This is a genomic window from Acinetobacter guillouiae (assembly GCF_002370525.2).
Taxonomy (GTDB): Bacteria; Pseudomonadota; Gammaproteobacteria; order Pseudomonadales; family Moraxellaceae; genus Acinetobacter; species Acinetobacter guillouiae.
Map to the genome: position 1 here is coordinate 442,661 of NZ_AP014630.1, position 23,092 is coordinate 465,752.

Consider the following 23,092-nt stretch of genomic DNA (forward strand, 5'->3'; position numbering starts at 1 on the left):
TCACATTACATTTGTCTTTTTAATCGTATAAGACTAGTGCAATCAACCTAATCTGACAAATGTCCTGATAATCTCTTCAAAATAGCAAAAAAACCTAGCCATCGAAATGACTAGGTTCTCTTTAATCGCTACATTTTAAGCAAATTTTTACACATTACTCATCCGCTGGCGGTGTCGCTTTTTTTGGCGGGCGACCACGAGGGCGACGAGGGCGGGCAGGTTTTTCATCTGTTGCCACATTGTCTGCCTTTTGGGCATCTTCATCTACAGCAGTCGTATCTAAAGCAAGCGATTGTTGTGGCTTTTTCGCCTTTTCAGTTGCAACAACTGCTTTCTCAGCTGACTTAGCCGGGGCTGCTTTAACCACTTGAACTTCCGCAGGTGCTGTTTCAACTGTCGTTTCTACAGGCGTTTCAGCTTGCACTTCTTCTGCTTGAGTAACCACAGGTGCTGCTTCAACTGGACTTGCTTGAGTCTCAGTTTTCACTTCTTCTGGTTGTTGCTCAAGTTCAGCTTGATGCTCTTGCTTTGCTTGTACAGCCGCTTGTTTTGCTAAACGACGACGTTCACGAGGATCATTCGCTACACGGCGATCATTCTCAGGCTTCGGTGGTGTTAAGTCTAAAACATCAGCAGGTTGTGCTTCTGGTGCTGCTTTAGAGATAGCAACATCACGTGTTACAGGCTGCTTGCTTTGTACATCGGTCTTTTCTACCACAGTTAAGGTCGCTGAATATTCTTCAGTAAACTTAACCAAAGCACGATTGAATGTTGGAATTAACCCAAACTGTTCAATCAGTACCGCACAGTCATCACCATAGACATGACGAATCAACGTTCCCACTGTGTACTGATTTAATGTCGGTACTTGAGATGGTGCGATTTTAGGCGTTGCCGCTTTTGCTTGAGCAGCGTCACGTTGTTGACGGCGTTTTTGGCGCGGGTCATTGCTGGCACGTTGCACAGGCTGTTCTGCTTGAACCTCTGCTGCTGCAGGTGCTTTTGCTTCAGTCGTTACAGCCTGACTTTCTACAGCCGGTGCAGTAGCTGGTTGAGCATCTACAGTGCGAGGTGCTTTAGCAACAGTTTCAGCTTTTTCATTGCGATCATGACGCTTCGGCTTGTTGCTTGCTGGCGCAGCAACTTGTTGCGGGTTTAATGCGACAATTTCACTTTGAGCTTGATCAAGGTTAACCACTAAAGCTGTTTCAAGTGCTGCATGCTTCGGGGTGTCAATGAGTTCAACCTTAGGTTGTTTCTCTTGAGGTTGATTATGCGCTACAGGCGCATTGTTGTTTGGCGCTTGTTGTTGCTCATCATTAAACACGCTGCTATCGCGATGACGATTTGGGCGGTTTGGACGTTGCTGATGGTTACGATCACGACGTGGAACAGCTTGTTCAGCATGATTCGTTTCAGCATTTTGATCATGCTGTTGACGTGGCTGCTTTTGCTGACGACGTTGATCACGTTGTTCCTGACGCTGTTCTTGGCGTTGCTCTTGACGAGGCACCTGAACCACTTCTTCAATCACTTGATGTTGATCAGTGTTTTGTTCACGTGACTCTTTGTGTTTGTTGCGATTTTTATTTTTATTGTTGTTACGCGGAGCTCGTTCTTCTTTCTCGCCCTGTTTTTCATATTCACGCGGTTCTTGTTTTTGAACAGGTGCATGTGAAAGATAAGCATTGGTTTCAGCAACAACTTGAGCTTCAATTGCAGCTGGCGCGCTATTGCTATTCACTTGGCCAAATTGACCACGGCTTACAGCACCACCGTTAATCATTTGTTCAATGGCTGCAGCTGCATTGTTTGCAGTACGTGATTGGTCAACAGTTGCTGCTTGTTTTTGTACAAACAGATTTTCTAACCAAGCACATGGGCTAGAAGCTGGTTGAGCAACTTGTGCTTGAACCGCTTGCTGAGCTTTTTGAGCTTGAGCAGGTTGTTGCTTTCTGTTTTGCTTATTGTTTTGTGCTTGAGCTGGCGCAGCATTGTGTTGCGTTTGCTCTTCTTCTAAATGCCACTCAGATGACTCATAGCCCAATTCTTTTTCGCTTGAACGGGTAGCTTCAGTACGTTCATAGCTAGTTGGCGCAAAACCTTCTGGGTTATATGAGATTTCGTAATGTGGTGTTTCTAAATGTGGATGTGGCAGTACAGTAACACGCACATTTGACGTTTGTTCCAAGTAAACCAAACTGTGACGCTTTTCATTCAATAAGAATGCTGCAATTTCAACAGGCACTTCAACTTGAACTTCACCTTGACGTTCACGTAATGCAATCTCTTCAACTTTACGCATAATTGAAAGAGAAAGAGAACGTAGATCACGTACCATACCTGTGCCATGACAGCGAGGGCATACATAACCTGTAGCTTCTTCAAGAGATGGGCGTAAGCGTTGACGGCTCATTTCCATTAAACCAAAACGTGACAATTGACCAAACTGGATACGGGCACGATCACTTTGCGTCGCTTCACGAAGTTTAGCTTCAACCATACGTTGGTTGCGTTCTTTGGTCATATCAATAAAGTCGATCACCACCAAACCACCAATATCACGTAAACGTAATTGGCGAGCAATTTCTTCAGCTGCTTCTAAGTTGGTGCTAAGCGCAGTTTCTTCTACATCATGTCCGCGCGTTGACTTCGCTGAGTTGATGTCGATTGAAACCAGCGCTTCAGTTTGGTCGATTACAATTGAACCGCCTGAAGGAAGTTTAACTTCACGTTCATAAGCTGTTTGAATTTGACTTTCAATACCAAAGTGCGCAAATAACGGCTCATTTAACGTATAGGTTTTTAGCTTATCCAATTGATTTGGCATTACCGCTTTAACAAAGTTATAGGCTTCGTTATAGGCTTGCTCTGAGTCAATTAAGATTTCTGCAACATCATCACGTAAATAGTCACGGATAGCACGCGTCACTACACCCGCTTCTTGATGAACAAGCATTGGTGATGGACCAGAGTTTGCTGTACCTTGGATTTGTGCCCAAAGATCTAACAAATGTTGAAGATCAAGTTGCAGTTCTTCTTGTGAACGTCCAATCCCTGCTGTGCGAACGATTACGCTCATACCACGTGGAGTATTTAATGACGCCAACATTTCTTTGAGTTCTTCACGAACTGAACCTGAAATTTGACGACTAATACCACCACCTTTCGGGTTGTTCGGCATCAAGACTAAATAGCGACCAGCGAGGGAAATGTAAGTTGAAAGTGCTGCGCCTTTGTTGCCACGCTCTTCTTTTTCAACTTGAACCAAAAGTTCAGTGCCTTCAGTGATGAGTTCACGAATATTTGATGTTTGGCGAGGGTCTGCCTTGTAGTAGGTATTGGCAATTTCGCGCATCGACAAGAAACCTTGACGACCCGCACCATACTCTACAAATACAGCTTCTAAAGAAGGCTCTACGCGAGTGACATGGCCTTTATAGATATTGGCTTTCTTTTGTTCACGTGTACGGTTTTCTAAATCGAAATCGTAAAGACGGTGACCAGTGATGAGTGCAACGCGAACTTCTTCGGCATGTGTTGCATTAATCAACATACGTTTCATGGGTGTAACACCTAATAGTGATTCACACCAACAACTCGCTATCTTTTTTAAGTGAAGCGAACATCTAAAATATTGGATCAATGCTCAAATCACGGATACATCCAATATGATCTGAGTAATTTACCCACTTGTTTTGAGCAAGGTTGGGTTTGATGCCTGTATTGATGCTGCAATACTTCTTTAATCTTTGCACGATTAAAGTTTTGAGCTCTTCACTGGCACTTAAGTGGTGCATTGGATGACTGATTTGATTCGTCTTTCACTATCACATTGCTCGAAGAGCATCTCAACTTTTGTGAGAGCGTCTTGATACGGAATTATCATCGTACCTTTACAAATTGTGCAGTTCCAATGCCTCAAACACTTATGTCCTGAATAACACTCTACAGCGACTTGCCTGATGTGTATCAGTTTATGTTTAAAAACCAACGTCTGGGTTGGCGACATATATTTTTAAACAAACTGATTTCTGTACTTTAAGTACAATTAAACGCAACAGTTTGTCTTTTTGCCGATATAATAAAGCCTTCGGCGTCGGCATATTCTTTTGGGACCTTTCCGCATCTGTCGTGAATTTTATCGTTTGTGTCACGCTTTCATTTTTAAAAAAGGGTGGCACTAAATTTCACTTACGGTGGTATCCGTGCGCTGACTATAGCAAACCTTGAATCATCTGCCTATGGGCTATATGCTTATTTTGTATGAAAAGCATAGTCTAAATGATCAGTTTTTAATCAAATTTTAGTTTTTTATTGGATCACCTAACTGTATGAATTCTACGCAACAATGGCAAAATGTAACTTGGTTTGAAGTAGACGAGCATCAAGAAGGCCAGCGCATCGATAATTTCTTATTTACTCGCCTGAAAGGTGTGCCGAAAAGCCGTATTTATCGTTTAATTCGTGAAGGCCAAGTGCGCGTCAATAAAAAGCGTATAAAAGCAGAAACTAAGCTGGCGATTGGCGATCAAATCCGTGTTGCACCTATTCGCTTTGAGCAAAAAGACGAAACTGATGCGCCAGTATCCGATAAGGTTGCACAAAGCTTACTCAGCCGTGTAGTGTATGAGGATGAAGGTTTATTGGTGGTCAACAAGCCGTCTGGAATTGCCGTACATGGTGGAAGCGGCGTGGCATATGGCTTAATTGAAGGCTTACGCGCAGCAACAGGTAAAAAATATTTGGAATTGATTCATCGTATTGACCGCGATACTTCGGGTCTGGTGATGGTGAGTAAAAAACGCAGCACATTGAAGGCGCTACAAGACATGTTGCGTGAGCATAAAATTAAAAAAACCTATGCTGCCATTGTCAAAGGCCAAGTGAGTCTAGATCAACAGTTGATTAATCAACCTTTATTGCGCTATGAACTGTCCAATGGTGAACGTCGTGTACGTGTCTCAGAAGAAGGTAAAGAGTCTAAGACACAATGGAAAGTTGCTGAGCGCTTTATGCATGCGACGCTGGTTTATGCTTCACCACTGTCGGGTCGTACTCATCAAATTCGTGTGCATGGTTTAAGTATTGGCCATCCTTTGGTGGGTGACGATAAGTACGGTCATGAAACAGAGTATCGTGGACCAAAAGCCCGTCGATTGAGCCTACATGCAATGCGACTTGAAATTCCTGGTTATCCAGTGATCGAAGCGCCTTTACCTGAAGATATGCAAAGCTTGGTTGCACAGTTAAGAGCACAAAAGAAAGATTGATACGATCTTCCTGCTCACTTTATCTTTTACACAAAGGGAACTTGTTTTATGAAAAGTTCCCTTTGTGTTTAAAAATGCGTTAGCTTGTCATGTAAAGGGCATAAGATCTAAACATTAGTCATGCATAAACTGAGCAAATATTGGAAATAATTCATGCAAAAACCTGTAGAACTTATCATTTTTGATTGGGATGGCACTTTATTTGATTCAGTCGGACAAATTGTGGCGAGTTTATTGGTTGCTGCAGAAGCCTTTGACCAACCGTTAACACCAGATGCTGCGAAAAGTATTATTGGTTTGGGTTTGCCTGAGGTTGCTCAAGTGTTATTTCCACAAGTCCCTGAGTTACACACTGAAATTTTGAAATGCTATGGCGATCATTATGTTGAGCACTCCAAGGATGATTTGTGGTTCGCAGGCGTCTCTGAAATGTTACATGACTTAAAAAATCAAAATATCAAATTGGCAGTCGCAACAGGGAAAAGCCGTCGTGGTTTAGATCGTGTTTTGGCTCAAACCCAGAGTCAGGATTTATTTGAAATCACCCGTGCGGCCAGCGAAACCAAATCCAAACCAGATCCATTGATGTTGGCTGAAATCTTAGATTACACTGGGGTTCAGGCGGAGCAAGCCATTATGGTGGGTGATACATCTTATGACTTAGAAATGGCACAGAACATTGCCATGCCGCGTGTAGGGGTAAGTTATGGGGTACATGATGTTGATGTATTACAGCGTTTTAATCCGCTGGCAATCGCAGATAATGTCGATCATTTACATCAGTTTTTAACTCAACAGCTTAAGGCTACTGAAGTTGCTTAGATGCTGTTTTTACGCTGTTTGCAGATTGCCCTCAGCGTAAACTGAGATAAAACCAAAGAGATATAATAAGAAAATTGACCATGAGCCGTTCTATTCGATTACTCACTTTATTACAACTTTTACGTGAACAGCGTTATCCGATTACCGCACAATGCTTGGCAGAACATTTGGAGATTAGTGTCCGAAGTGTTTATCGGGATATTGAAAGTTTACGTGATCAAGGTGTCAATATTGAGGGTAGTGCGGGCTTAGGATTCCAGCTGAAAGAAAACTTTTTATTGCCTCCAATGAGTTTGGATGAAACGGAAGTCGAAGCGGTTTTCTTGGCATTGCATTGGTTAAGGTCAGTACCAGATCCGGCATTGAAGAATGCTGCACACTCCGTTTTGGCCAAACTCAATGCGGTATTGCCCAAGAATAAACAAGAACTGATTGATGAAACCATGCTTCGGTCTGTTAACCATTGGCTTGTAGTTGACGAAAAAATTGTAGAACAAGTACGTCTGGCAATTCGTTATCAGGTCAAGATTGAAGTGCATTATTTCGATGAGAAAAACAATATCTCTAGCCGGATGCTTTGGCCTTTTGTATTAGGATATTTCAATGACAAAATGTTGTTGGCTGCATGGTGTGAATTACGTGAAGATTTTCGAAATTTTCGTTTAGATCGGATTCAAAAATTAAATGTGACTGAAACCATTTACCCAGAGTTTAAGCGCCATCTTTTTCAGGCATGGTGGCAAAAAGAGCTGCAAAAAAAATCAATGATGAAAGCTCCTGACAAAAACTGACACAGCCGCCCTTTATATTCAATACACCACTATAAAGGAATGGAAAAATGGGCTTAAAACTATATAGCAACGCACAGTCTAGAGGTCTTGTTATTGAATGGCTACTGATTGAACTTGGTGCTGAATTTGAAAAAATTGAGTTGGCTTATCACACTGAAATGAAGTCGGAATCTTATCTAAAGATTAACCCATTTGGCAAAGTACCCACCTTAGTCGATGGCGATGTGGTGATTTACGAAATGCCTGCAATTTGTGCCTATTTGGCAGATAAGTTTTTTGATCAAGGACTTGCACCAGCACTGGATGATCCAAAACGTGGCTTGTATTTCCGTTGGTTATTCTTTGCTGCTGGGCCGTGGGATGCAGCCACGACGGATCGCGCATTAAAGGTTGAGATTACCGACGAGCAAAAAATGCATATTGGCTATGGAAACTTTCAGGACACCTATACCGCTTTAATTCAGGGCTTGGAGCAGGCTCAACCTTATCTATGTGGTGAGCAATTTACGGTAGCCGATGTGTTTGTTGGTTCCATGCTATTTTGGCAATTAAAGATGGCAGAGATTGAAAGCCATCCTGCAATTGAAAAATATCTTAATTCAATCAAAAGCCGAAAAAACTTAAGAAATAATCAAGCACTTTTTAGCGACTAAATCATCAAGACGATGCAAACTTAGCATGATCTCGTGCTGGGTTTGCATTGAGGTTTTTTAGTCACATTCAAACGCAGAAAAATGATAAAAAACTTTGGAGATTGGCTTTTGGTGTTAATCCCTCTATTTTTACTTCAGTTAAATAAAACCTGCGGCAACATTAATACAGATCGCCAAAATCGTCGTGTTAAATCCATACGCCAAAAGGATATGGAGAATATTTAAAACGCGCATCGAACGAGATGTAATCGATACATCTGCTGTTTGTGCAGAAGTACCAATGACATAACTAAAATACAAAAACTCAGGGTAGGTTGGTTTAGGTGTTTTTGGAAAGTCCAATCCACCATCCTGATGATTCTCCACTGCCAAATAAAAGTCATGTGCATAGTGAATAGCAAAAATAGTATGCATAAATAACCATGCAAAAATGATGGTGAAAATTGCTAAGGCGATATGTCCTGCTTTAACTCCAGTCACATCGGGCAAATGTGCCAATTCAATAATAATGGCAATAAAACACATGATGAGTGAGAGCACAACCAACAGCAAAATGATCCATTTGCTGGCATCCTGCTGCTGAGCACGCTTTAAAATATGCGCTTGATTGGTTGCCCAGAGCATTTTTATGGTCAGGATTAAGTAGACCAGGATGGCAATATTCCAGCTGAATAATAAATTGGTTGACCACTGCCAATCTGTGCTCAAAGACATCCCCATATACACAACTGCTGTAAGGAGAAAACTAATAAAGAAATATGGACGAGACAGAATACCTGATCGAAGTTGGTGAAATGCACGTCCTACCATGATGAACACCGCCTGAATTAAAAAATGATGGATATTTAAGCAAATAAAATGAGCATTAAGTTCGATTGGTTTAAGTCGTCATATTAAAAAATAAGCTTACGCTCTATGTCTTGTCGCAGCGGTCTTATTCTTGCTCTAAACGATTGATATCCAGATAAAATACCTTGGTTAATAGTTCAATGAATTTTTGTATTGCAACAGAGCCAGCACTTTTTCGATAACTTACATACAAGTCTAGATAGGGAAGCTCAATCTCTAAAGGTCGAATGACGGTGTTATTGTTGATCAATGGCGCAATATAACTTGGCAAAATTGTACAGCCTAAGCCCGCTCCAACTGAGTTAATATTCAATGAAATATTGTCAGCTTTTTGGACGATATTCAATTCAATATGATTGTGTTTGGCAAACTCTAAAATGGTGTTGTGCAAAGTCGTGGATTGTTCTTCAGCAGGAATAATAAAATCGATCCCATTGAGCGCTTTAACAGGGATACGTTCATACTTGGCTAAAGGATGATCTTTGGGTAAAACAAAAATTAACGGCTCACGGAGCACAAATTTACTTTCGATTTCATCATTATGAAAATTGTGTCTGCTAAAGCTGATATCTAGCTCACCCTTTTTCAATGCGCGCATTTGTTCAAGGTTGTTTAAGCTCAATAACTCAATTTTTAGCTCAGGATTTTGTACCCTTAAATTCGGTAAGATATAAGGGAAAATCTTTATTTCAGCCACGGGTACAAACCCAATCCTTAACAATAACTGTCTAGCTTTGGAGACCTGTCTTGCCATAGCAACAGCCTTATCGGCTTGTGCTAAAGTTAAGCGTGCTTGCTCCAGAAAAACAGCACCTTCTTCAGTAAGTTCAACTTTACGCTTGGTCCGATTTAACAGCCGAACACCGACATCTTCTTCAAGATCTTTGATCTGCTGGCTGAGTGAGGGTTGTGCTGTATAAAGTCTCAATGCTGCTTTGCTAAAGTTGAGTTCTTCAGCCACAGTAATGAAGTATCTCAGATGTCGTAATTCCATATGACGCGTCCAAAGAATAATCCAAAAAATGTCTTACTAATATTTTCAAAGAGTATAATCTATAAACAACTGTCAGGTGAAGATGATTATAGTATTTAGAAAATAAATGAACTTTTCAAAATCATTGTTATTTTAATATAGAAAATAACATGGCGAATAATTGATAAAATATCTTAATTAAAACAAAAAATATTTCTCTAAGCTCTAACCTAGAAGCGGTCATCTGTACAAAGTTACATCAATTTATCTACGGCCCTTACTTGTCATAAGCGTACTTTCAGGAATGGAAGAATTGATATCAAGGCTTGGATTAATCTACATAGAGGATGTATCTCGTCATCAATCTATAGTGATCCAAATTTGTATGAAGGAACACTTGAAAAGTGTTTGATTGCACTGGTTTAAGTTGTTGCAATCTGTCTGATAGACATGATCATGCTGATGATTGCTAAAACCGACTTGGAAATAGGGGGGAGTCGGTTTTATATGCATGGATTCTAAAGTTGATGAGGGTGTTTATGATGATGTTTTTGATATCACTTTATCTCAAAATGCTTAGACGGATGGCTGCTTTAGTTTCAAATGCAGAATTGGAAATGGGTTACCTTCAGCATCAAGTTCCGAACGCGCAATTTGTTGGAAGTTATGTTTCTTATAGAACTCCAAAGCACGAATATTTTGTTCGTTGACATCTACCTCATGTGCACCTAACTCAAGGGCTTTTTGAATGAGCATGGAACCAATACCTTGATCAAAAAAATTAGGGTCAATAAATAACATTTCAATCTTTTGATAAGCCAGTCCCATAAACCCAACGATTTGACCTTCACGTTCCACATGAAACAATCGTACATGATCAAAATAATGATGCTGAATGATGAGCGTTTTAATTTGTAAGATATGCTGTTCGTTTAAAAAGTCATGAGTTGCACGTACAGAAGCTTCCCAAATTTTTAATAATTGTGGATGTGACTGCGACGGAGTATTTAGAATATTGGTTAAATTGGGTTCCATAAAAGATTCACTCAATTGTGAAAAGCAACAAAAAATAAAGAAAAATCACAGATAGTTTCGCTAATATGAAGCAGGACAGATATAAAAATCAAATTGATGTATTTGATGATAAAAAACAGGACAATAAATGTCAGATTCCAACAAAATTGTTGTATATGCAGCACTTTTGGGCAATTTAGCCATTGCTCTGGTTAAGTTTGTTGCCGCTTATATTACAAATAGTTCGGCAATGCTCAGTGAGGCGGTCCATTCTGTCGTAGACACTTTAAATGAAATCTTATTGTTGTATGGTTTAAAAAAATCACAACAGCCTGCAAATTATCATCACCCCTTTGGTTATGGGCGAGAATTATATTTCTGGGCCTTTATTGTTGCATTGTTGGTTTTTGCTTTAGGTGCTGTGGTTTCAATTTATCAGGGTATTCAACATATTCGTCATCCAGAAGTTATACAATCCCCATTGGTCAATTATGTGGTACTCGGGTTTGCACTGCTTTGTGAGGGAACTTCATGGTTTATTGCATTGAAAACATTTAAAAAGACCAAAGGTCAAATGGGCTATTTTGAAGCCTTTCGTCGCAGTAAAGATCCGACAACCTTTACTGTTTTATTTGAAGACTCAGCAGCTTTAATTGGCTTAATCATTGCATTGCTGGGAATATTTTGTGCTCAGCAGTTTAATTTACCCGTTTTAGATGGTGTGGCTTCGGTACTGATTGGTGTTGTCTTAGCCATCTCAGCCCTGCTTTTGGCAAGGGAAACCAAAGGGTTGTTGATGGGTGAAACAGCAGATCCAAAACTGCGTCATAATGTATTGAAAATTGCTCAGGAAGATCCCGCCGTGTATTCAGCAAATGGCGTACTGACTGAACAAATGGGTGCACATCAGGTGATTGCTTCTTTAAGCTTAGAGTTTAAAGATAGTTTAACTTCAGATGATATCGAAGCCTGTGTGAACAGAATTGAAGCAAAGATTAAAAGTATTCATCCCGAAATCGTGGCATTATTCGTGAAGCCACAAACACAGCAAGTATGGCTTGAAAGAATGAAAGGGCGTTTAGAGTAATCATGTCGAAACAAGAGCCAATGGTCCGTCTTGAAGATACAACGGTACAAGACAACACAATGCAAAATAAGACTGTTCCATCTCAGCAAGTTCAACAATTGCATTATCGAATTGATACTGAAAATTGTCTGTCACATACATGGTATAAACCTGTATTTAGTGTGATTGGTTCCAATCAGCATAATGGTGAACGGTTCTTTAATGAAATACGTAAACCACAAGGGCGTAGCCGTTGGGATTTGATGAAATGGCTGGGTACCCGAAAATCATATACTTGGAATGTGGATACTCAAAAAGAATCATCAGAATTCTATGCGGCAAAACGGGTATTACCTCAGAATCGACCAGATGCTGATGAGCATGATTGGCAAATCTGGTTTGTGAGTCATGCGACTGTACTGGTTCAAATAGGTCCCTATAACTTCTTAACTGATCCTGTTTGGGCCGATTATGTTAGTCCGAAACATGGGCGTGGACCAAAACGTGTGATTCCAGCTGGAATTGCTTTAGAGCAATTGCCCGAGATTCATGCAGTTTTACTCAGTCATAATCACTATGACCATATGGATTTAGCCTCTTTAAGATGGCTACACAACAAATTTGCCATGCCAATCTATACAGGTTTGGGCAATGCTTGTTACTTGCCTAAAGAGTTCCATGTGATTGAGATGGACTGGTGGCAATCTGCATTATTTAAAAACTTAAAAATTATTTATACCCCTGCACAGCATGGTTCGGGTCGTGGTTTACGTGATCAGAATATTGCATTGTGGGGTGGTTTTTCTGTGGTATCGCAACATGGTCATTTCTTCTTTGCTGGCGATACAGGGTATTCACCGCATTTTAAAGAAATTCAAAAACGGTTAGGTTCACCGCGAATTGCGTTATTACCAATCGGTGCGTATGAACCAAGAGCGTTAATGAAATATATGCACATGAATCCACAAGATGCTTTTCAGGCGCATTTGGATTTACAAGCCAAGCGTTCTTTGGCGATTCATTACCGTACTTTTCAATTGACGGATGAAGCACGGGAACAGCCTGAGCAGGATTTACAAAAGGCCATGAAGAATTCATCAAAAATGATTAATCCATTCTACTGTATCCGTGAAGGTCGTAAATTGGTGGTGTAGTGGGCCCTTATTGAGCCATAAAAATTGAGAACACTAAAAATGATAAAAATCTTATCCAGTACTTTGTTGTTTTGTTTGGTGATGACTTCAGTCGCTGCAAAATCTATAGACCTAACTCAAGCGGCTAAGGCGGATTGTGTTTCAGACGAGCCATGTGTTGTTGTAGATCAATCTGCAACAGCCAAAGATTTTGAACCTGAGGATTATACGAAAAGTATTAAGCCTTTAAATGAAAAATATGATTTGGAAACGGGTGATGAATGGAAATTAATTTATCAAAATTCAAATACTCAATTTTTTGAAAGTATCACCACAATATCTGATGGTAATCAACTTATTCAAGCTTGGGTTAAAAGTGCCAACCCAAAAAAACAGTTCATGATTAATTATTATCAAGTATTGTGTAAGGATCAGACATTTACACGGCTAGAGCAGTTTAAAAGTCAGGACGATAAAAATTATAAACTGGTTAAAAAGGTCGGGCATTATCGTCAAACACAACCTTTTAGTCAGGCTGGTGAAATACTTCCAGTTTTGCAAAAGCTGTGTCAGGATTAGGGTGTATTTACCCAAACTAAAAAATAGTGTTGATTCCTGATTGAAAAATCAAGGGAGATGAATAATGAAAATAATCCAAACTTTATTGATGTTACTGGCATTATCTAGTACAGCTTTTGCTGAGACTCAAAATATACAAATTAATCAAAATAATTTTGAGTTGAAAACAGTGATGAATCAAGAAGAAGCCGACTTTTTGCGTAAAGATATTGAATTATATCGAAATAATCAAAAGCTGCTCACGCATACAATTTATTCAACCACGGGTGACTGCAGTATTCTCCAGATTGAATTGGGTGATTATGAGGTCAAAGATAACAAGATTATTTTTTATAGCTATTGGGCTTCAGGTGATCGGCAGGGGCTCTGGACCTATCCTTATGGTGTGCGTAAACAAACCTATACTGTGGATGCAAAGGGTAAAGTGAAATTAGTCAGTGCTGTAGTGTATGTTGAAGATATTTTGGGTGATCCGCTTAGCACAAACCCAGATGAGGAATACCTTCAATTTTTGCATACCGCTCCAAAAACCAAACAACAACAACGTGCACTGAATGAATATATTCAAACCATGCAAAGTGATTATAAAGGCCGATTTGTGCATGGACAGGAACGGGCGCGCTTAATTCAAGAAGTGAAAAGCAAACTTGCCAAGCAAATTGCGACTGAAACCAAAGGATGGAAAGAGCAGTTTGGTACAAATGTGCGAATGTAAGTTTATTTGGCTTTTTGAGCATTGAGAAGTTGAATTGCGACAATAGACAGTGCAGCCATTGCAGTATTCATGATGAAAGGATTAAAACCCTGCGCAAAATAGTGGGGATAAACGATCGCTACAACCAGTAAAAAAAATAGCATCGCGATGATATTTAAATAATGCAGAAGCTTTGATTGTCTAAAAATAAGAAATAATCCACCAAATATTATTTCTCCAAATCCTGAGAGCTCAATAAGTCTAGGAATGGGCAACAATTGAATCCCTGTAAACTGCCAAAATTGTTGCTCTTCGACAACTTTATATATGATTTTAGGGATGAGGCCCTGATAGAACCATAATACAGCCAGTGAAATATGAATGGTCAAAAGGGCATTCTGAAGTGCTTTAGAGTTTTGCATCAATGCTATGTTCCAAAAAATGTTTTTTATTTTCAGATGAAGGCAGTAAACACTGCTCAGTTGTACCAAATAAACGATAGCGATTTAAAGCGATTCGGCGGTATAGAAAATCTCGGATAAATTTGGGTATCCCATAACCCATTTTTAAATATGAAAAGGGTTGTCCTAAGCTTTCAATCACTTTTAAAAACGCAGTGGATTCACTATAGGCTTGCCCATTTTTGATCACCAACATACTATCAAATTGCTCAGTGGGCATTTGGTAATGTCTTAAGATGTCTTGCCCTAAAGGTGATTGCACCGAAGTTAATTTAAATTGTGCCTGTGTATCATATTTGATTAAAAACTTTGCCCAGCCAATACATAACACACAGATTTCATCAAATAAAATGATGTCATGTTGTTGAATTATCGCTTCAATTTTCTGTTGCATGGCTTTACTCGCGATTGGGAGTTTCTTCAATATAGTGCATTTACACAAAATAAAAAACCGCCCGAAGGCGGTTTCTATTGAATGACTTTTATTGAGCTAGGCTTATTGAAAACCAGGATGACCTTTACCTGGATCGCTATCGCGTGCAGCTTGTGCATCTGCAACAGTTAAGCCCAAGGCTTTTGCCACGCCTTCACCATATGCTGGGTCACATGCATAACAGTTACGGATATGACGATACTTAATGAAATCAAGTGCATCGCCCATCGCACCCGCCGTATTATCAAACAATGCTTGTTTTTGCGTATCATTCATTAAATTGAATAAAGCGCGTGGTTGGCTGAAATAATCCGAATCATCTTGGCGGAAATCCCAATAATCTGCATCACCGCTGATTTTTAGTGGTGGCTCTTTAAACTGAGCTTGTTCCTGCCATTGGCTAAAACTATTCGGTTCATAGTGTGGTAAACCGCCATAGTTTGCATCGACACGGCCTTGACCATCACGGTGATTAGAATGAACTGGGCAACGTGCAGCATTGACAGGGATTTGTTGATAATTCACGCCTAAACGGTAGCGTTGAGCATCGGCATAGTTAAATAATCGCGCTTGCAACATACGGTCAGGTGAAACACTAATACCTGGAACTAAGTTACTTGGTGCGAAAGCCGATTGCTCTACATCAAGGAAGAAGTTTTCAGGATTTTTATTCAGCTCAAACTCACCCACATCAATCAGTGGATAATCTGCATGAGGCCAAACTTTGGTCAGGTCAAATGGATGATAAGGAACTTTTTCTGCATCTGTTTCTGGCATGACTTGAATTTGGAGCTTCCATTTTGGGAAGTTACCATTTTCAATCGAATCAAATAAATCACGTTGGTTACTTTCACGATCTTTAGCAACAACTGCTTCCGCTTCAGCATCGGTTAAATTTTCAATGCCTTGTTGGGTGCGGAAATGGAATTTGACCCAAAAGCGTTCATTGTTTGCATTGATAAAGCTGTACGTATGACTACCAAAACCATGCATATGGCGGAAGCTTTTTGGAATACCACGATCAGACATCACAATCGTCACCTGATGCAAAGCTTCAGGTAATAATGTCCAAAAATCCCAGTTGTTGGTTGCACTACGTAGATTGGTTTTAGGGTCGCGTTTTACGGCTTTATTTAAATCTGGGAATTTACGTGGATCACGCATGAAAAAGACGGGAGTGTTGTTCCCAACGAGATCCCAGTTACCTTCTTCGGTATAGAACTTGAGTGCAAAACCACGAATATCACGTTCTGCATCTGCTGCACCACGTTCACCAGCTACAGTGGTGAAGCGTGCAAACATTTCTGTTTGTTTGCCAATCTGTGAGAATATTTTAGCGCGTGTGTACTGAGTAATATCGTGAGTTACGGTAAATGTACCAAAAGCACCTGAACCTTTTGCATGCATTCTGCGCTCAGGAATAACCTCACGTACAAAGTTGGCCAGTTTCTCGTTTAACCATAAATCTTGTGCCAGTAGAGGACCACGTGCGCCTGCCGTTAAACTATTTTGGTTGTCTACAACAGGTGCACCAAAAGCCGTTGTCAGGTGGGTTACAGGACATTTTTTTGAGTCTTGGCTCATTCTATTTCTCCATTTTTAATTAATCATGTATTCATTTTTGAATAGATGGAATAGATAAAGAATATTCGCTATTACATGACATTAACCGTAATTGAAAAACCAATATAGTGAACAATTGTTAAATCTAATTGATCTAAAAATAAATGATTTGTCATTTATTTTTAGAAACAACTTACCAGTCTTTATCTGCTTTAAAATACTGTTGTTTAAGGAAGAGCAATCAACGTTTTAAAGCGATAACTTTACTTTAGAGTGATTTTTTATATTTGTGAAATTGATAAAAATATTGTTATTGATTTGTTTTGACGATTAATAGGGATCAGAACTTTGTGTGGTGTGAAGTTAAGTGATTTTATATAAAACCGCTTGAGCGCATTTTTACGACACTGAAAGCCTATATAGAAAGTTTTGAGTAGATAGATCTAGTTTTTTATTAAATTTCGTATAAACTGTATTGTGTTTATTTTCTACAGTGTATGTTAAATTTTATTTAACTATTTTTACTAATATAAACATATGTATCTAAAAATTAAATGCCTCCCTCTCTAAGTTGCAAGGTTAGAGGCTTTTTACTAAAACAAGAATTTATTTGCCAAATATTCTCAATTTTATCATTCGAAATATGGTTCAACTATTTTCTTTTTTATAAAACAAACAACAAGATAAGTATGGAGTATAACCATGAATCATAAGCTTTTTTTATCTCAACTTTCTCAAGATGAGATATTGAAATTGTCTACTGAGGAAATTCAACAGCGTATATTGGCTGAACAAGAATTTATAAATAAACAACCTCATAAGAATTTTTTAGCAGCAACACATGGCTCCAAAACTAAAAATGGTGGGTTAGTTAAAGCAAGTATTCATCAACAAGTAAAAGCCGAAGGCCACCTTATTGCCGCAGTAGGGGATGAAGCCATTTATCAAGATGGTTCAAGCTCTAAAATCATTTCAGGTGCTGGTGAGGAAGGGAAAATCGAAGGTTTTGAGGTAGCGCTTGTTGGAAGCCGTTTGGAAAATGGTGATGAAATTATCGAAAGTCTACAATCAAGTTTTGTATTCCGTTTATATGCGGATAGAGCAATTCCTGAAGGATTTTTAAATCATGATTAATTTTTAAAGGGGAAAATCATGGCTAAAGGTTTTGCGATAGATCACTCTATGACTGATCATGGTGGAATTATCAGGGCAACTCAAATGAGCGCTTCTCAAATGGGGAGCTTGTTTTTAGTTGCAGGTGATGGGCATTTTTGTCCTAAATGTAAGTGTTGGTCGAAAATTATTAAAAGTCACGATCATATTATTTTTGATGGTAAAGCCGTCGCTTATGTTGGTGATCAACTCACTTGTGGGGCAAAAATTTTACCAAAGCAGGATCATGTTGTTGGAGATAGTGGCAGTCCATATTATTCAGCCAATAGAAATAATGTGATGAAAAATAGCTTTATTGACACTCTAGTTTATGGTCATAGATTTCAACTAACGGATGAAGCTACAAATGAACCATTAGCAAATATATGTTATGAGATTATAAAAAATAATGAATTCTTTCATGGGACTACAGATAAGGAAGGTTATACCGAAATAATCAGTAGTGATCAGGCTGATGAAATACAAATTAATATAATTTATGAGGAGCATACACATGAGTTCTAATTCTTCTGGTGGGAATGGAGTAGAAATATGGCTCAGTGCAATATTAAAGTTGGGTAAAATGTTAAGCTCTGAAAATCCACCCACAACGGAGCTTAAAGTTGAAACAAAAAGAAAGCTCACCGCGGGTGAAATCAAAATGAGCAGATTAATTTTTCAAGATTCAATCGATTATTCGAAAATATGGATTCATGTAGCTGGATATCTTCATAGGAAAACGGGTAATGCCATGACTCCAGCGGGAGAAATATATCTACCAAAAGAAGATTATCTAAACAACAAAGATTTTAGTGTTTCTCCACCACATTTAAAGCATTGGTTTATGCACGAGATGACTCATGTTTGGCAATATCAATTAGGGGCTTCAGTTGGTTGGTTGGGACTCAAACAGTTGTGTAAAGGTGGTTATACTAAATCAGTAAATTCTGCTGATTCAGGTGCTAGTGAACTATTGGCATACGATACCGATATATTAAATAGGGATCAGAATAAAAAATTTAGCGATCTAAATTTTGAACAACAAGGTAGAGTCGTAGAGTTTTATTTTGATGGAATGTATCTGAAAGAAGAAAGACCTGAAAGAGCTCACCATCAAAAAAGCTTGAAAATGCTTCTTGAGGTACAAGCAATAATAATGGACTTAATTATAGACCCTACTGATAAAATGTTACTACCAAAGGCTTAGTTTATGAAAAAAATATATCTCATAGTTTTTGTATTGACTATCTGTAACATAGCTAAAGCTTCACCACAAAAGCCATTGAACGTTGTGATTAAGGATAGTAATGTTTGTATATTTACTAATGATAAAACAAGTCAGCCTTATAATGGCCGAATATATGTATATATCGGAGAGGTAAGCCAAGATAAGGGATACATAGAAGGTTATGATAAATTATATAAAAATATTAAAACTCCAATAAATAAGTCGGATTGTATTAGTATTGATGCTTCTCATTTTAAAAGTAATGTGCCATACGATGTTTCATTGGATATGATACCTTCATATTCTACTCGAGTCTGTCTCGATAAAGTTGTAAAACCTTTTGTAATAAAAAAAGTAGTGAATGGTTTTGAATGTGAAAATAAATTATTAAATAAAGAGAAAGATAGATTTTTTCAACGATTATTTAATCTGATGTAATATTTTTAAGAATATAGAATTGAAAAGACTTAAAGATAGGAAATGGAAGATTTAGAATAAGCTAATTTAATACTTGAAATGATAGAGGTAAGATGGAAATAATTATATGAATTCAATAAGAAAATATTCTGATTTAATATCATATCTAAATTTAGTTGCTATATCTTTAATTTATATTAACTCTTACCTGTCTAAAAATAATCATCATGCTTTTTCAGTAGACACTATTTTTTTAGTATTTTCTTCATTCTTATTAGTAATATCTTTAATATTGAAAAGAAAGAAATCTCTATTTACTAATATTTTATCAATAATTCTTAGCGTAATGATGAATTATTATAATATCAGTATAAGCTATCAAGATTGGATTGATAGAGAGCAACCATCTGCTTTTACTAAATAGAATGTCATATCCCAAAAACCTATACTTTAATTTTGCTTAAGTTGGGGTTTTATATATGCAAAATAACAGTTTATCCAACTGGTTTATTTAAATAATTTCCACTGAAAAATAGCTCAACCAATAAGGTCTATGTAAGTAACATTATCGCAATAAATGCAATATAAAGCATTGATAAAAATAAAATATTACGATTCCATGCCATTCCTAAATTACGGTAATGTAGATCTGCATTTTCCTCAGTATTTGAACTAAGGTATGCGAGAGAAAGCCCGATTAAACTAATACAGGTACAGAGAAAAGCAGCACTTACAAACAAAAGTTCATATAGTGGTCTTTCACAAATATGAGTAAATTTACAAGACTGACTTGCTATATAAATAGAATAAAAAATGCTTGCCGCAATAATAAAAATATTAAGTATTGCGCAATAGTAAGATGAACGACTAAGTTTTGATGATTCTCTGTTAATTTGTTCTGGCTCTTTCATTTTTTTCAAGAAGTTTAAACGAGACTAGACTGGCTTATTTTATTACTTTTTTAGAGAAAGCGTTCTTTTATAGGCAAGATATTATTTAAAAACCAACATACTAGGCGTTATGTAAAATTAAAGTAACTTGATGAGCAGCTGAACCATATCCGCCTCCAAAACTTTCCAATCCTTAAACTCAGGCTCGATCAACAATGTCTGCGAGACAAAACCATAGCAAATTCGTTGTACATTTAGACTCATCTGTTTGAGTTGTTCATCATCCTGAATAAAAGGTTTCAGCATGTTTTGCCACATCTCTACCATCATGGCATAACTTTTTTGATATGTTTCAATACTAGAAACCTGTCGTTCTAACAAGAAAGACTGGGCCCATAAAAATTGTTGTGCTTGAATTTGCTCAAGTTGAAAATGAATGATTTGCTGTAAATAGCTTTGAAAATCTGATTTTGTGGATAAGTCATACACGCTTTGTGCATAACTTTTTAAGACTTCTGCATTACTTTTTACATGTTGGTGAATGGTTAAAGCAATCAAATCTTCCTTTTTAGAAAAATACTCATAGAACGTCCCTAAACCCACACCGGCAAGATCGGTAATTTCACGAATAGTAATTCTATTGGCAGGATGGTCATGTAAAAGCCGAACAAAACTTTCCATCAGCGCTTCTTGCGTGATACGTGCCCTTGATTGGCGGGGTTTACGACGCACATTGATTGCAGGTAAAGCCATAAAAATAATCCGAACATCCTTGAAGGTATTTTCTTCTATACTGAATGCAATTGGTTAAAACAACAAGACAGGAATTCAGGATGAACACAGCAGAGAATTGGCAAACACATGAGATCAGCAATCAGTTTGACGAACTGCAAAATTATAATTTATTGACTACAGATCAAGTCTTACAAGAAATTTTGCAACGTTATGGCAGTCAGGATCAGCAACGCCTAACTGAGTTTTCAAAGATTGCGGGTTCTACTGAATATTATGAATATGCCGATTTAGCCAATCGTCATACCCCAGAATTACATAGTTTTGATGCCCGTGGTCGCCGTAAAGATTTTCTAGAGTTTCATCCTGCATGGCATAAATGGATGCAGCTGAATCGACAATTTGACACGCATGCACATCCATTTAATCATCCACAATCAAGTTCAAAATGGGTCGATTGGGCAGCACGATTTTTCCTGAGTGGACAAGTCGAGTGTGGCAATCTATGCCCTAATTCTATGACGCTAGGTAGTATTCCCTTAATTCAAAATGAACCTGAATTGTGGGCAAAAGTCGGTGAAAAGCTCTTATCGACTGAATACGATGAGCGTGACATTCCGATTTCTCAGAAAAAATCAATTTGGTTAGGTATGGGGATGACGGAAAAGCAGGGCGGCTCAGATGTACGTGCCAATGAAACACGGGCTGTTCCTGTGGCTGATTCGGGGCGTGGGCAAGCATATTTACTGACAGGACATAAATGGTTCTTTTCCGCACCGATGTGTGATGCACATTTAGTCGTGGCAAAAACTGAACAAGATGGATTGGCCTGCTTTTTTGTACCGCGTTGGCTGGAAGATGGGACAAAAAATCCGGTTCAAGTACAACGACTCAAAGATAAAGTGGGTAATCGCAGTAATTCAAGCTCAGAAGTTGAATTCAAAAATGCTTGGGGCATTATGATCGGTGAAGCTGGGCGCGGGATTCCCACGATTATTGAAATGGCAAACTATACACGTTTGACCTGTTCAGTCGGTTCAAGTGCGATGTTACGTCAGGCTTTGGTGCAATGTATTGCCTATACCCGTCAGCGTAAGGCCTTTGGTAAACATTTGGCGGAACAACCGTTGATGCAAGCGGTATTGGCGGATTTAGCCTTGGAAACAGAAGCAGCCATGCAATTGAGTTTTCATCTTGCGCATTGCTATGAGAGTGATGATGAATTATCTCTGGCATGGAGACGAATCATGACACCAGCAGCAAAGTTCTGGGTGTGTAAGCGTGCTGTGGAGTTGACGGGTGAGATGATGGAAGTCTTCGGTGGCAATGGTTATGTCGATACAGGAATCATGGCGCGTATTTTTAAAGAAGCCCCTGTAAATACTATTTGGGAAGGCTCTGGTAATGTGATGTGTTTGGATGTATTACGTGCAATTCAACGTGACAGTGAATCAATTGAAGTCTTATTTAAATCATTTGCACAAGTTGCAGCTCAAGATTCAATTTTACAAGATGAATTACAAGCTTTATTTAAATTATTTAGTGGCTTACAAGCAGATGAATTGCAATTTATGGCACGTAGCTTAGTCAGTCGCTTGGTCATCTTGGCACAGGCTATCTTACTGAAACAACATGCACCAGATTTTGTTGCGGATGCTTTTATTGCAACACGTTATAGTGCGTTTTATGGACGCGTGGTCGGAATGTTAGATACACAAGCTGTGGATGTAAAACGCTTGTTAGATAGAGCTTTAGCTTAATCCCTTCGAAAATGCAAAAAGCGGCATTATGTAAATAATGCCGCTTTTTTTTAAGCCACTTTTATCAAAGTTCAAGCTTGGGATGTGTAATCGAAATTACTTTTGTTTTTTAAGCTTTTTTTTGAGCTTTTTCAATTTACCTTCGTGTTTGGAGATTTTTTCCAAACGTGCTTTGATTTTCTGTTTTAAAGATTTAACTTGCTTAGACATCATGTTACTCCTTAGTTTGAGTATCCGTTGGCTGATGTTTTTTGATAAAACTACGGATAAATTTTCTTAACTCACGTGCTGCACTGGTATCCATCGTTTCACAGAGTTGTAAAAACTGGTCACGCTCAGCACTGTTAATGCGAATTAAGAGTTGCCCATCTTTTTTATTCACCTTTGTCTTTTTGGGTAATTCAGCCATGACGTATTTATCCCCAAAGGTGATAATCAAAAAAATGTATATACAATATATATGCATTTTTTGAATTCGGCAAATTTATATTGTTGAAAATATTTAATATTTTTGTTTTTTATTGAAAGTTGTTGTAATTAAGTTTTTATTTCAGTAAATAAGTTATTGTTATCGCAGTTTTTATCTTTTAATAAAAATTTGTTTGTGAG

Annotated in this window: 22 protein-coding genes; 13 read left to right on the forward strand and 9 right to left on the reverse strand. The window is 38.3% G+C overall.

Annotated elements, in window-relative coordinates:
* Nucleotides 1-154 precede the first annotated feature (154 nt).
* Entirely contained in the window at nt 155-3,565 is a 3,411-nt protein-coding gene (locus AS4_RS02105) for an Rne/Rng family ribonuclease (RefSeq protein ID WP_096732853.1), read from the reverse strand.
* A 769-nt stretch (nt 3,566-4,334) separates the two neighbouring features.
* Here AS4_RS02105 and AS4_RS02115 point away from each other — a divergent pair.
* From AS4_RS02115 to AS4_RS02130, 4 genes are all read left to right on the forward strand, one after another.
* Nucleotides 4,335-5,273, forward strand: a complete 939-nt coding sequence (locus tag AS4_RS02115; protein WP_004718156.1) for an RluA family pseudouridine synthase — start codon at nt 4,335-4,337, stop codon at nt 5,271-5,273.
* A 153-nt stretch (nt 5,274-5,426) separates the two neighbouring features.
* Nucleotides 5,427-6,095, forward strand: coding sequence for an HAD-IA family hydrolase (locus AS4_RS02120; RefSeq protein ID WP_096732855.1), 669 nt, complete (start codon nt 5,427-5,429; stop codon nt 6,093-6,095).
* A gap of 80 nt (nt 6,096-6,175) precedes the next feature.
* Nucleotides 6,176-6,886 carry a helix-turn-helix transcriptional regulator gene (locus AS4_RS02125; protein WP_096732857.1) on the forward strand — a complete coding sequence of 237 codons (711 nt, stop codon included), beginning with the start codon at nt 6,176-6,178 and terminating at the stop codon, nt 6,884-6,886.
* Nucleotides 6,887-6,933: 47 nt separating this feature from the next.
* Complete coding sequence (locus tag AS4_RS02130) at nt 6,934-7,539, forward strand: glutathione S-transferase family protein (RefSeq protein ID WP_096732858.1); 606 nt, start codon at nt 6,934-6,936, stop codon at nt 7,537-7,539.
* A 138-nt stretch (nt 7,540-7,677) separates the two neighbouring features.
* Here the strand turns inward: AS4_RS02130 and AS4_RS02135 are convergent, their stop codons facing one another.
* The 3 genes from AS4_RS02135 to AS4_RS02145 all read right to left on the reverse strand — a co-directional run bounded on the left by AS4_RS02135 (nt 7,678) and on the right by AS4_RS02145 (nt 10,396).
* Nucleotides 7,678-8,349, reverse strand: coding sequence for a DUF1345 domain-containing protein (locus tag AS4_RS02135; RefSeq protein WP_096732860.1), 672 nt, complete (start codon nt 8,347-8,349; stop codon nt 7,678-7,680).
* A 124-nt stretch (nt 8,350-8,473) separates the two neighbouring features.
* Complete coding sequence (hcaR, locus tag AS4_RS02140) at nt 8,474-9,382, reverse strand: DNA-binding transcriptional regulator HcaR (RefSeq protein WP_034611600.1); 909 nt, start codon at nt 9,380-9,382, stop codon at nt 8,474-8,476.
* 555 nt (nt 9,383-9,937) lie between these two features.
* The gene (locus AS4_RS02145) at nt 9,938-10,396 is read right to left on the reverse strand and encodes a GNAT family N-acetyltransferase (RefSeq protein WP_096732861.1); all 459 of its coding nucleotides are present in this window, start codon (nt 10,394-10,396) and stop codon (nt 9,938-9,940) included.
* A 127-nt stretch (nt 10,397-10,523) separates the two neighbouring features.
* Here AS4_RS02145 and AS4_RS02150 point away from each other — a divergent pair, with 127 nt between their 5' ends.
* From AS4_RS02150 to AS4_RS02165, 4 genes are all read left to right on the forward strand, one after another.
* Nucleotides 10,524-11,462: a cation diffusion facilitator family transporter gene (locus tag AS4_RS02150; protein WP_004818752.1), complete on the forward strand. Its 939-nt coding sequence runs from the start codon at nt 10,524-10,526 to the stop codon at nt 11,460-11,462.
* A gap of 2 nt (nt 11,463-11,464) precedes the next feature.
* Entirely contained in the window at nt 11,465-12,595 is a 1,131-nt protein-coding gene (locus AS4_RS02155) for an MBL fold metallo-hydrolase (protein ID WP_096732863.1), read from the forward strand.
* A 39-nt stretch (nt 12,596-12,634) separates the two neighbouring features.
* The gene (locus AS4_RS02160) at nt 12,635-13,153 is read left to right on the forward strand and encodes a hypothetical protein (RefSeq protein ID WP_096732864.1); all 519 of its coding nucleotides are present in this window, start codon (nt 12,635-12,637) and stop codon (nt 13,151-13,153) included.
* Nucleotides 13,154-13,217: 64 nt separating this feature from the next.
* On the forward strand, nt 13,218-13,868 hold the full coding sequence (locus AS4_RS02165) for a hypothetical protein (protein ID WP_096732866.1): 651 nt from the start codon (nt 13,218-13,220) through the stop codon (nt 13,866-13,868).
* Between the two features lie 2 nt (nt 13,869-13,870).
* Here AS4_RS02165 and AS4_RS02170 read toward each other — a convergent pair whose 3' ends face one another.
* The 3 genes from AS4_RS02170 to AS4_RS02180 all read right to left on the reverse strand — a co-directional run bounded on the left by AS4_RS02170 (nt 13,871) and on the right by AS4_RS02180 (nt 16,325).
* Nucleotides 13,871-14,269, reverse strand: coding sequence for a DoxX-like family protein (locus AS4_RS02170; protein ID WP_096732868.1), 399 nt, complete (start codon nt 14,267-14,269; stop codon nt 13,871-13,873).
* Nucleotides 14,256-14,702, reverse strand: coding sequence for a thiol-disulfide oxidoreductase DCC family protein (locus AS4_RS02175; protein ID WP_096732870.1), 447 nt, complete (start codon nt 14,700-14,702; stop codon nt 14,256-14,258). The genes AS4_RS02170 and AS4_RS02175 overlap by 14 nt, the downstream gene beginning before the upstream one ends.
* Nucleotides 14,703-14,804: 102 nt before the next feature.
* Nucleotides 14,805-16,325, reverse strand: a complete 1,521-nt coding sequence (locus AS4_RS02180) for a catalase (protein ID WP_004718136.1) — start codon at nt 16,323-16,325, stop codon at nt 14,805-14,807.
* 681 nt (nt 16,326-17,006) lie between these two features.
* Between AS4_RS02180 and AS4_RS02185 the strand changes: the two genes are divergently transcribed.
* The 4 genes from AS4_RS02185 to AS4_RS02200 are packed head-to-tail and all read left to right on the forward strand — an operon-like array spanning nt 17,007 to nt 19,122.
* Nucleotides 17,007-17,438: a PAAR domain-containing protein gene (locus AS4_RS02185; RefSeq protein WP_096732872.1), complete on the forward strand. Its 432-nt coding sequence runs from the start codon at nt 17,007-17,009 to the stop codon at nt 17,436-17,438.
* An 18-nt stretch (nt 17,439-17,456) separates the two neighbouring features.
* Complete coding sequence (locus AS4_RS02190) at nt 17,457-17,981, forward strand: PAAR domain-containing protein (RefSeq protein WP_096732874.1); 525 nt, start codon at nt 17,457-17,459, stop codon at nt 17,979-17,981.
* On the forward strand, nt 17,971-18,663 hold the full coding sequence (locus AS4_RS02195) for a zinc protease (RefSeq protein ID WP_096732876.1): 693 nt from the start codon (nt 17,971-17,973) through the stop codon (nt 18,661-18,663). Before AS4_RS02190 ends, AS4_RS02195 begins: the two co-directional genes overlap by 11 nt.
* Nucleotides 18,664-18,666: 3 nt before the next feature.
* Nucleotides 18,667-19,122, forward strand: a complete 456-nt coding sequence (locus AS4_RS02200) for an NF045616 family extracytoplasmic (lipo)protein (protein ID WP_096732878.1) — start codon at nt 18,667-18,669, stop codon at nt 19,120-19,122.
* Nucleotides 19,123-20,129: 1,007 nt separating this feature from the next.
* Here the strand turns inward: AS4_RS02200 and AS4_RS02215 are convergent.
* A complete protein-coding gene (locus AS4_RS02215; RefSeq protein WP_096732884.1) occupies nt 20,130-20,744 on the reverse strand; it encodes a TetR/AcrR family transcriptional regulator in 615 nt (204 codons plus the stop codon).
* Nucleotides 20,745-20,824: 80 nt separating this feature from the next.
* Between AS4_RS02215 and AS4_RS02220 the strand changes: the two genes are divergently transcribed.
* Nucleotides 20,825-22,483, forward strand: a complete 1,659-nt coding sequence (locus AS4_RS02220) for an acyl-CoA dehydrogenase family protein (protein WP_096732886.1) — start codon at nt 20,825-20,827, stop codon at nt 22,481-22,483.
* 214 nt (nt 22,484-22,697) lie between these two features.
* On the opposite strand, the gene AS4_RS02225 is transcribed toward AS4_RS02220, so the two are convergent.
* Nucleotides 22,698-22,892 carry a hypothetical protein gene (locus tag AS4_RS02225; RefSeq protein ID WP_004718119.1) on the reverse strand — a complete coding sequence of 65 codons (195 nt, stop codon included), beginning with the start codon at nt 22,890-22,892 and terminating at the stop codon, nt 22,698-22,700.
* Between the last annotated feature and the right edge of the window lie 200 nt (nt 22,893-23,092).

Coding starts and splice junctions, on each gene's coding strand:
- hcaR (WP_034611600.1), bottom strand. CDS start 9,382: ATGGAATTACGACATCTGAGATACTTCATTACTGTGGCTGAAGAACTC.
- AS4_RS02125 (WP_096732857.1), top strand. CDS start 6,176: ATGAGCCGTTCTATTCGATTACTCACTTTATTACAACTTTTACGTGAA.
- AS4_RS02185 (WP_096732872.1), top strand. CDS start 17,007: ATGAATCATAAGCTTTTTTTATCTCAACTTTCTCAAGATGAGATATTG.
- AS4_RS02180 (WP_004718136.1), bottom strand. CDS start 16,325: ATGAGCCAAGACTCAAAAAAATGTCCTGTAACCCACCTGACAACGGCT.
- AS4_RS02160 (WP_096732864.1), top strand. CDS start 12,635: ATGATAAAAATCTTATCCAGTACTTTGTTGTTTTGTTTGGTGATGACT.
- AS4_RS02220 (WP_096732886.1), top strand. CDS start 20,825: ATGAACACAGCAGAGAATTGGCAAACACATGAGATCAGCAATCAGTTT.
- AS4_RS02155 (WP_096732863.1), top strand. CDS start 11,465: ATGTCGAAACAAGAGCCAATGGTCCGTCTTGAAGATACAACGGTACAA.
- AS4_RS02115 (WP_004718156.1), top strand. CDS start 4,335: ATGAATTCTACGCAACAATGGCAAAATGTAACTTGGTTTGAAGTAGAC.
- AS4_RS02150 (WP_004818752.1), top strand. CDS start 10,524: ATGTCAGATTCCAACAAAATTGTTGTATATGCAGCACTTTTGGGCAAT.
- AS4_RS02225 (WP_004718119.1), bottom strand. CDS start 22,892: ATGGCTGAATTACCCAAAAAGACAAAGGTGAATAAAAAAGATGGGCAA.
- AS4_RS02190 (WP_096732874.1), top strand. CDS start 17,457: ATGGCTAAAGGTTTTGCGATAGATCACTCTATGACTGATCATGGTGGA.
- AS4_RS02120 (WP_096732855.1), top strand. CDS start 5,427: ATGCAAAAACCTGTAGAACTTATCATTTTTGATTGGGATGGCACTTTA.
- AS4_RS02195 (WP_096732876.1), top strand. CDS start 17,971: ATGAGTTCTAATTCTTCTGGTGGGAATGGAGTAGAAATATGGCTCAGT.
- AS4_RS02200 (WP_096732878.1), top strand. CDS start 18,667: ATGAAAAAAATATATCTCATAGTTTTTGTATTGACTATCTGTAACATA.
- AS4_RS02175 (WP_096732870.1), bottom strand. CDS start 14,702: ATGCAACAGAAAATTGAAGCGATAATTCAACAACATGACATCATTTTA.
- AS4_RS02130 (WP_096732858.1), top strand. CDS start 6,934: ATGGGCTTAAAACTATATAGCAACGCACAGTCTAGAGGTCTTGTTATT.
- AS4_RS02135 (WP_096732860.1), bottom strand. CDS start 8,349: ATGGTAGGACGTGCATTTCACCAACTTCGATCAGGTATTCTGTCTCGT.
- AS4_RS02165 (WP_096732866.1), top strand. CDS start 13,218: ATGAAAATAATCCAAACTTTATTGATGTTACTGGCATTATCTAGTACA.
- AS4_RS02215 (WP_096732884.1), bottom strand. CDS start 20,744: ATGGCTTTACCTGCAATCAATGTGCGTCGTAAACCCCGCCAATCAAGG.
- AS4_RS02170 (WP_096732868.1), bottom strand. CDS start 14,269: ATGCAAAACTCTAAAGCACTTCAGAATGCCCTTTTGACCATTCATATT.
- AS4_RS02145 (WP_096732861.1), bottom strand. CDS start 10,396: ATGGAACCCAATTTAACCAATATTCTAAATACTCCGTCGCAGTCACAT.
- AS4_RS02105 (WP_096732853.1), bottom strand. CDS start 3,565: ATGAAACGTATGTTGATTAATGCAACACATGCCGAAGAAGTTCGCGTT.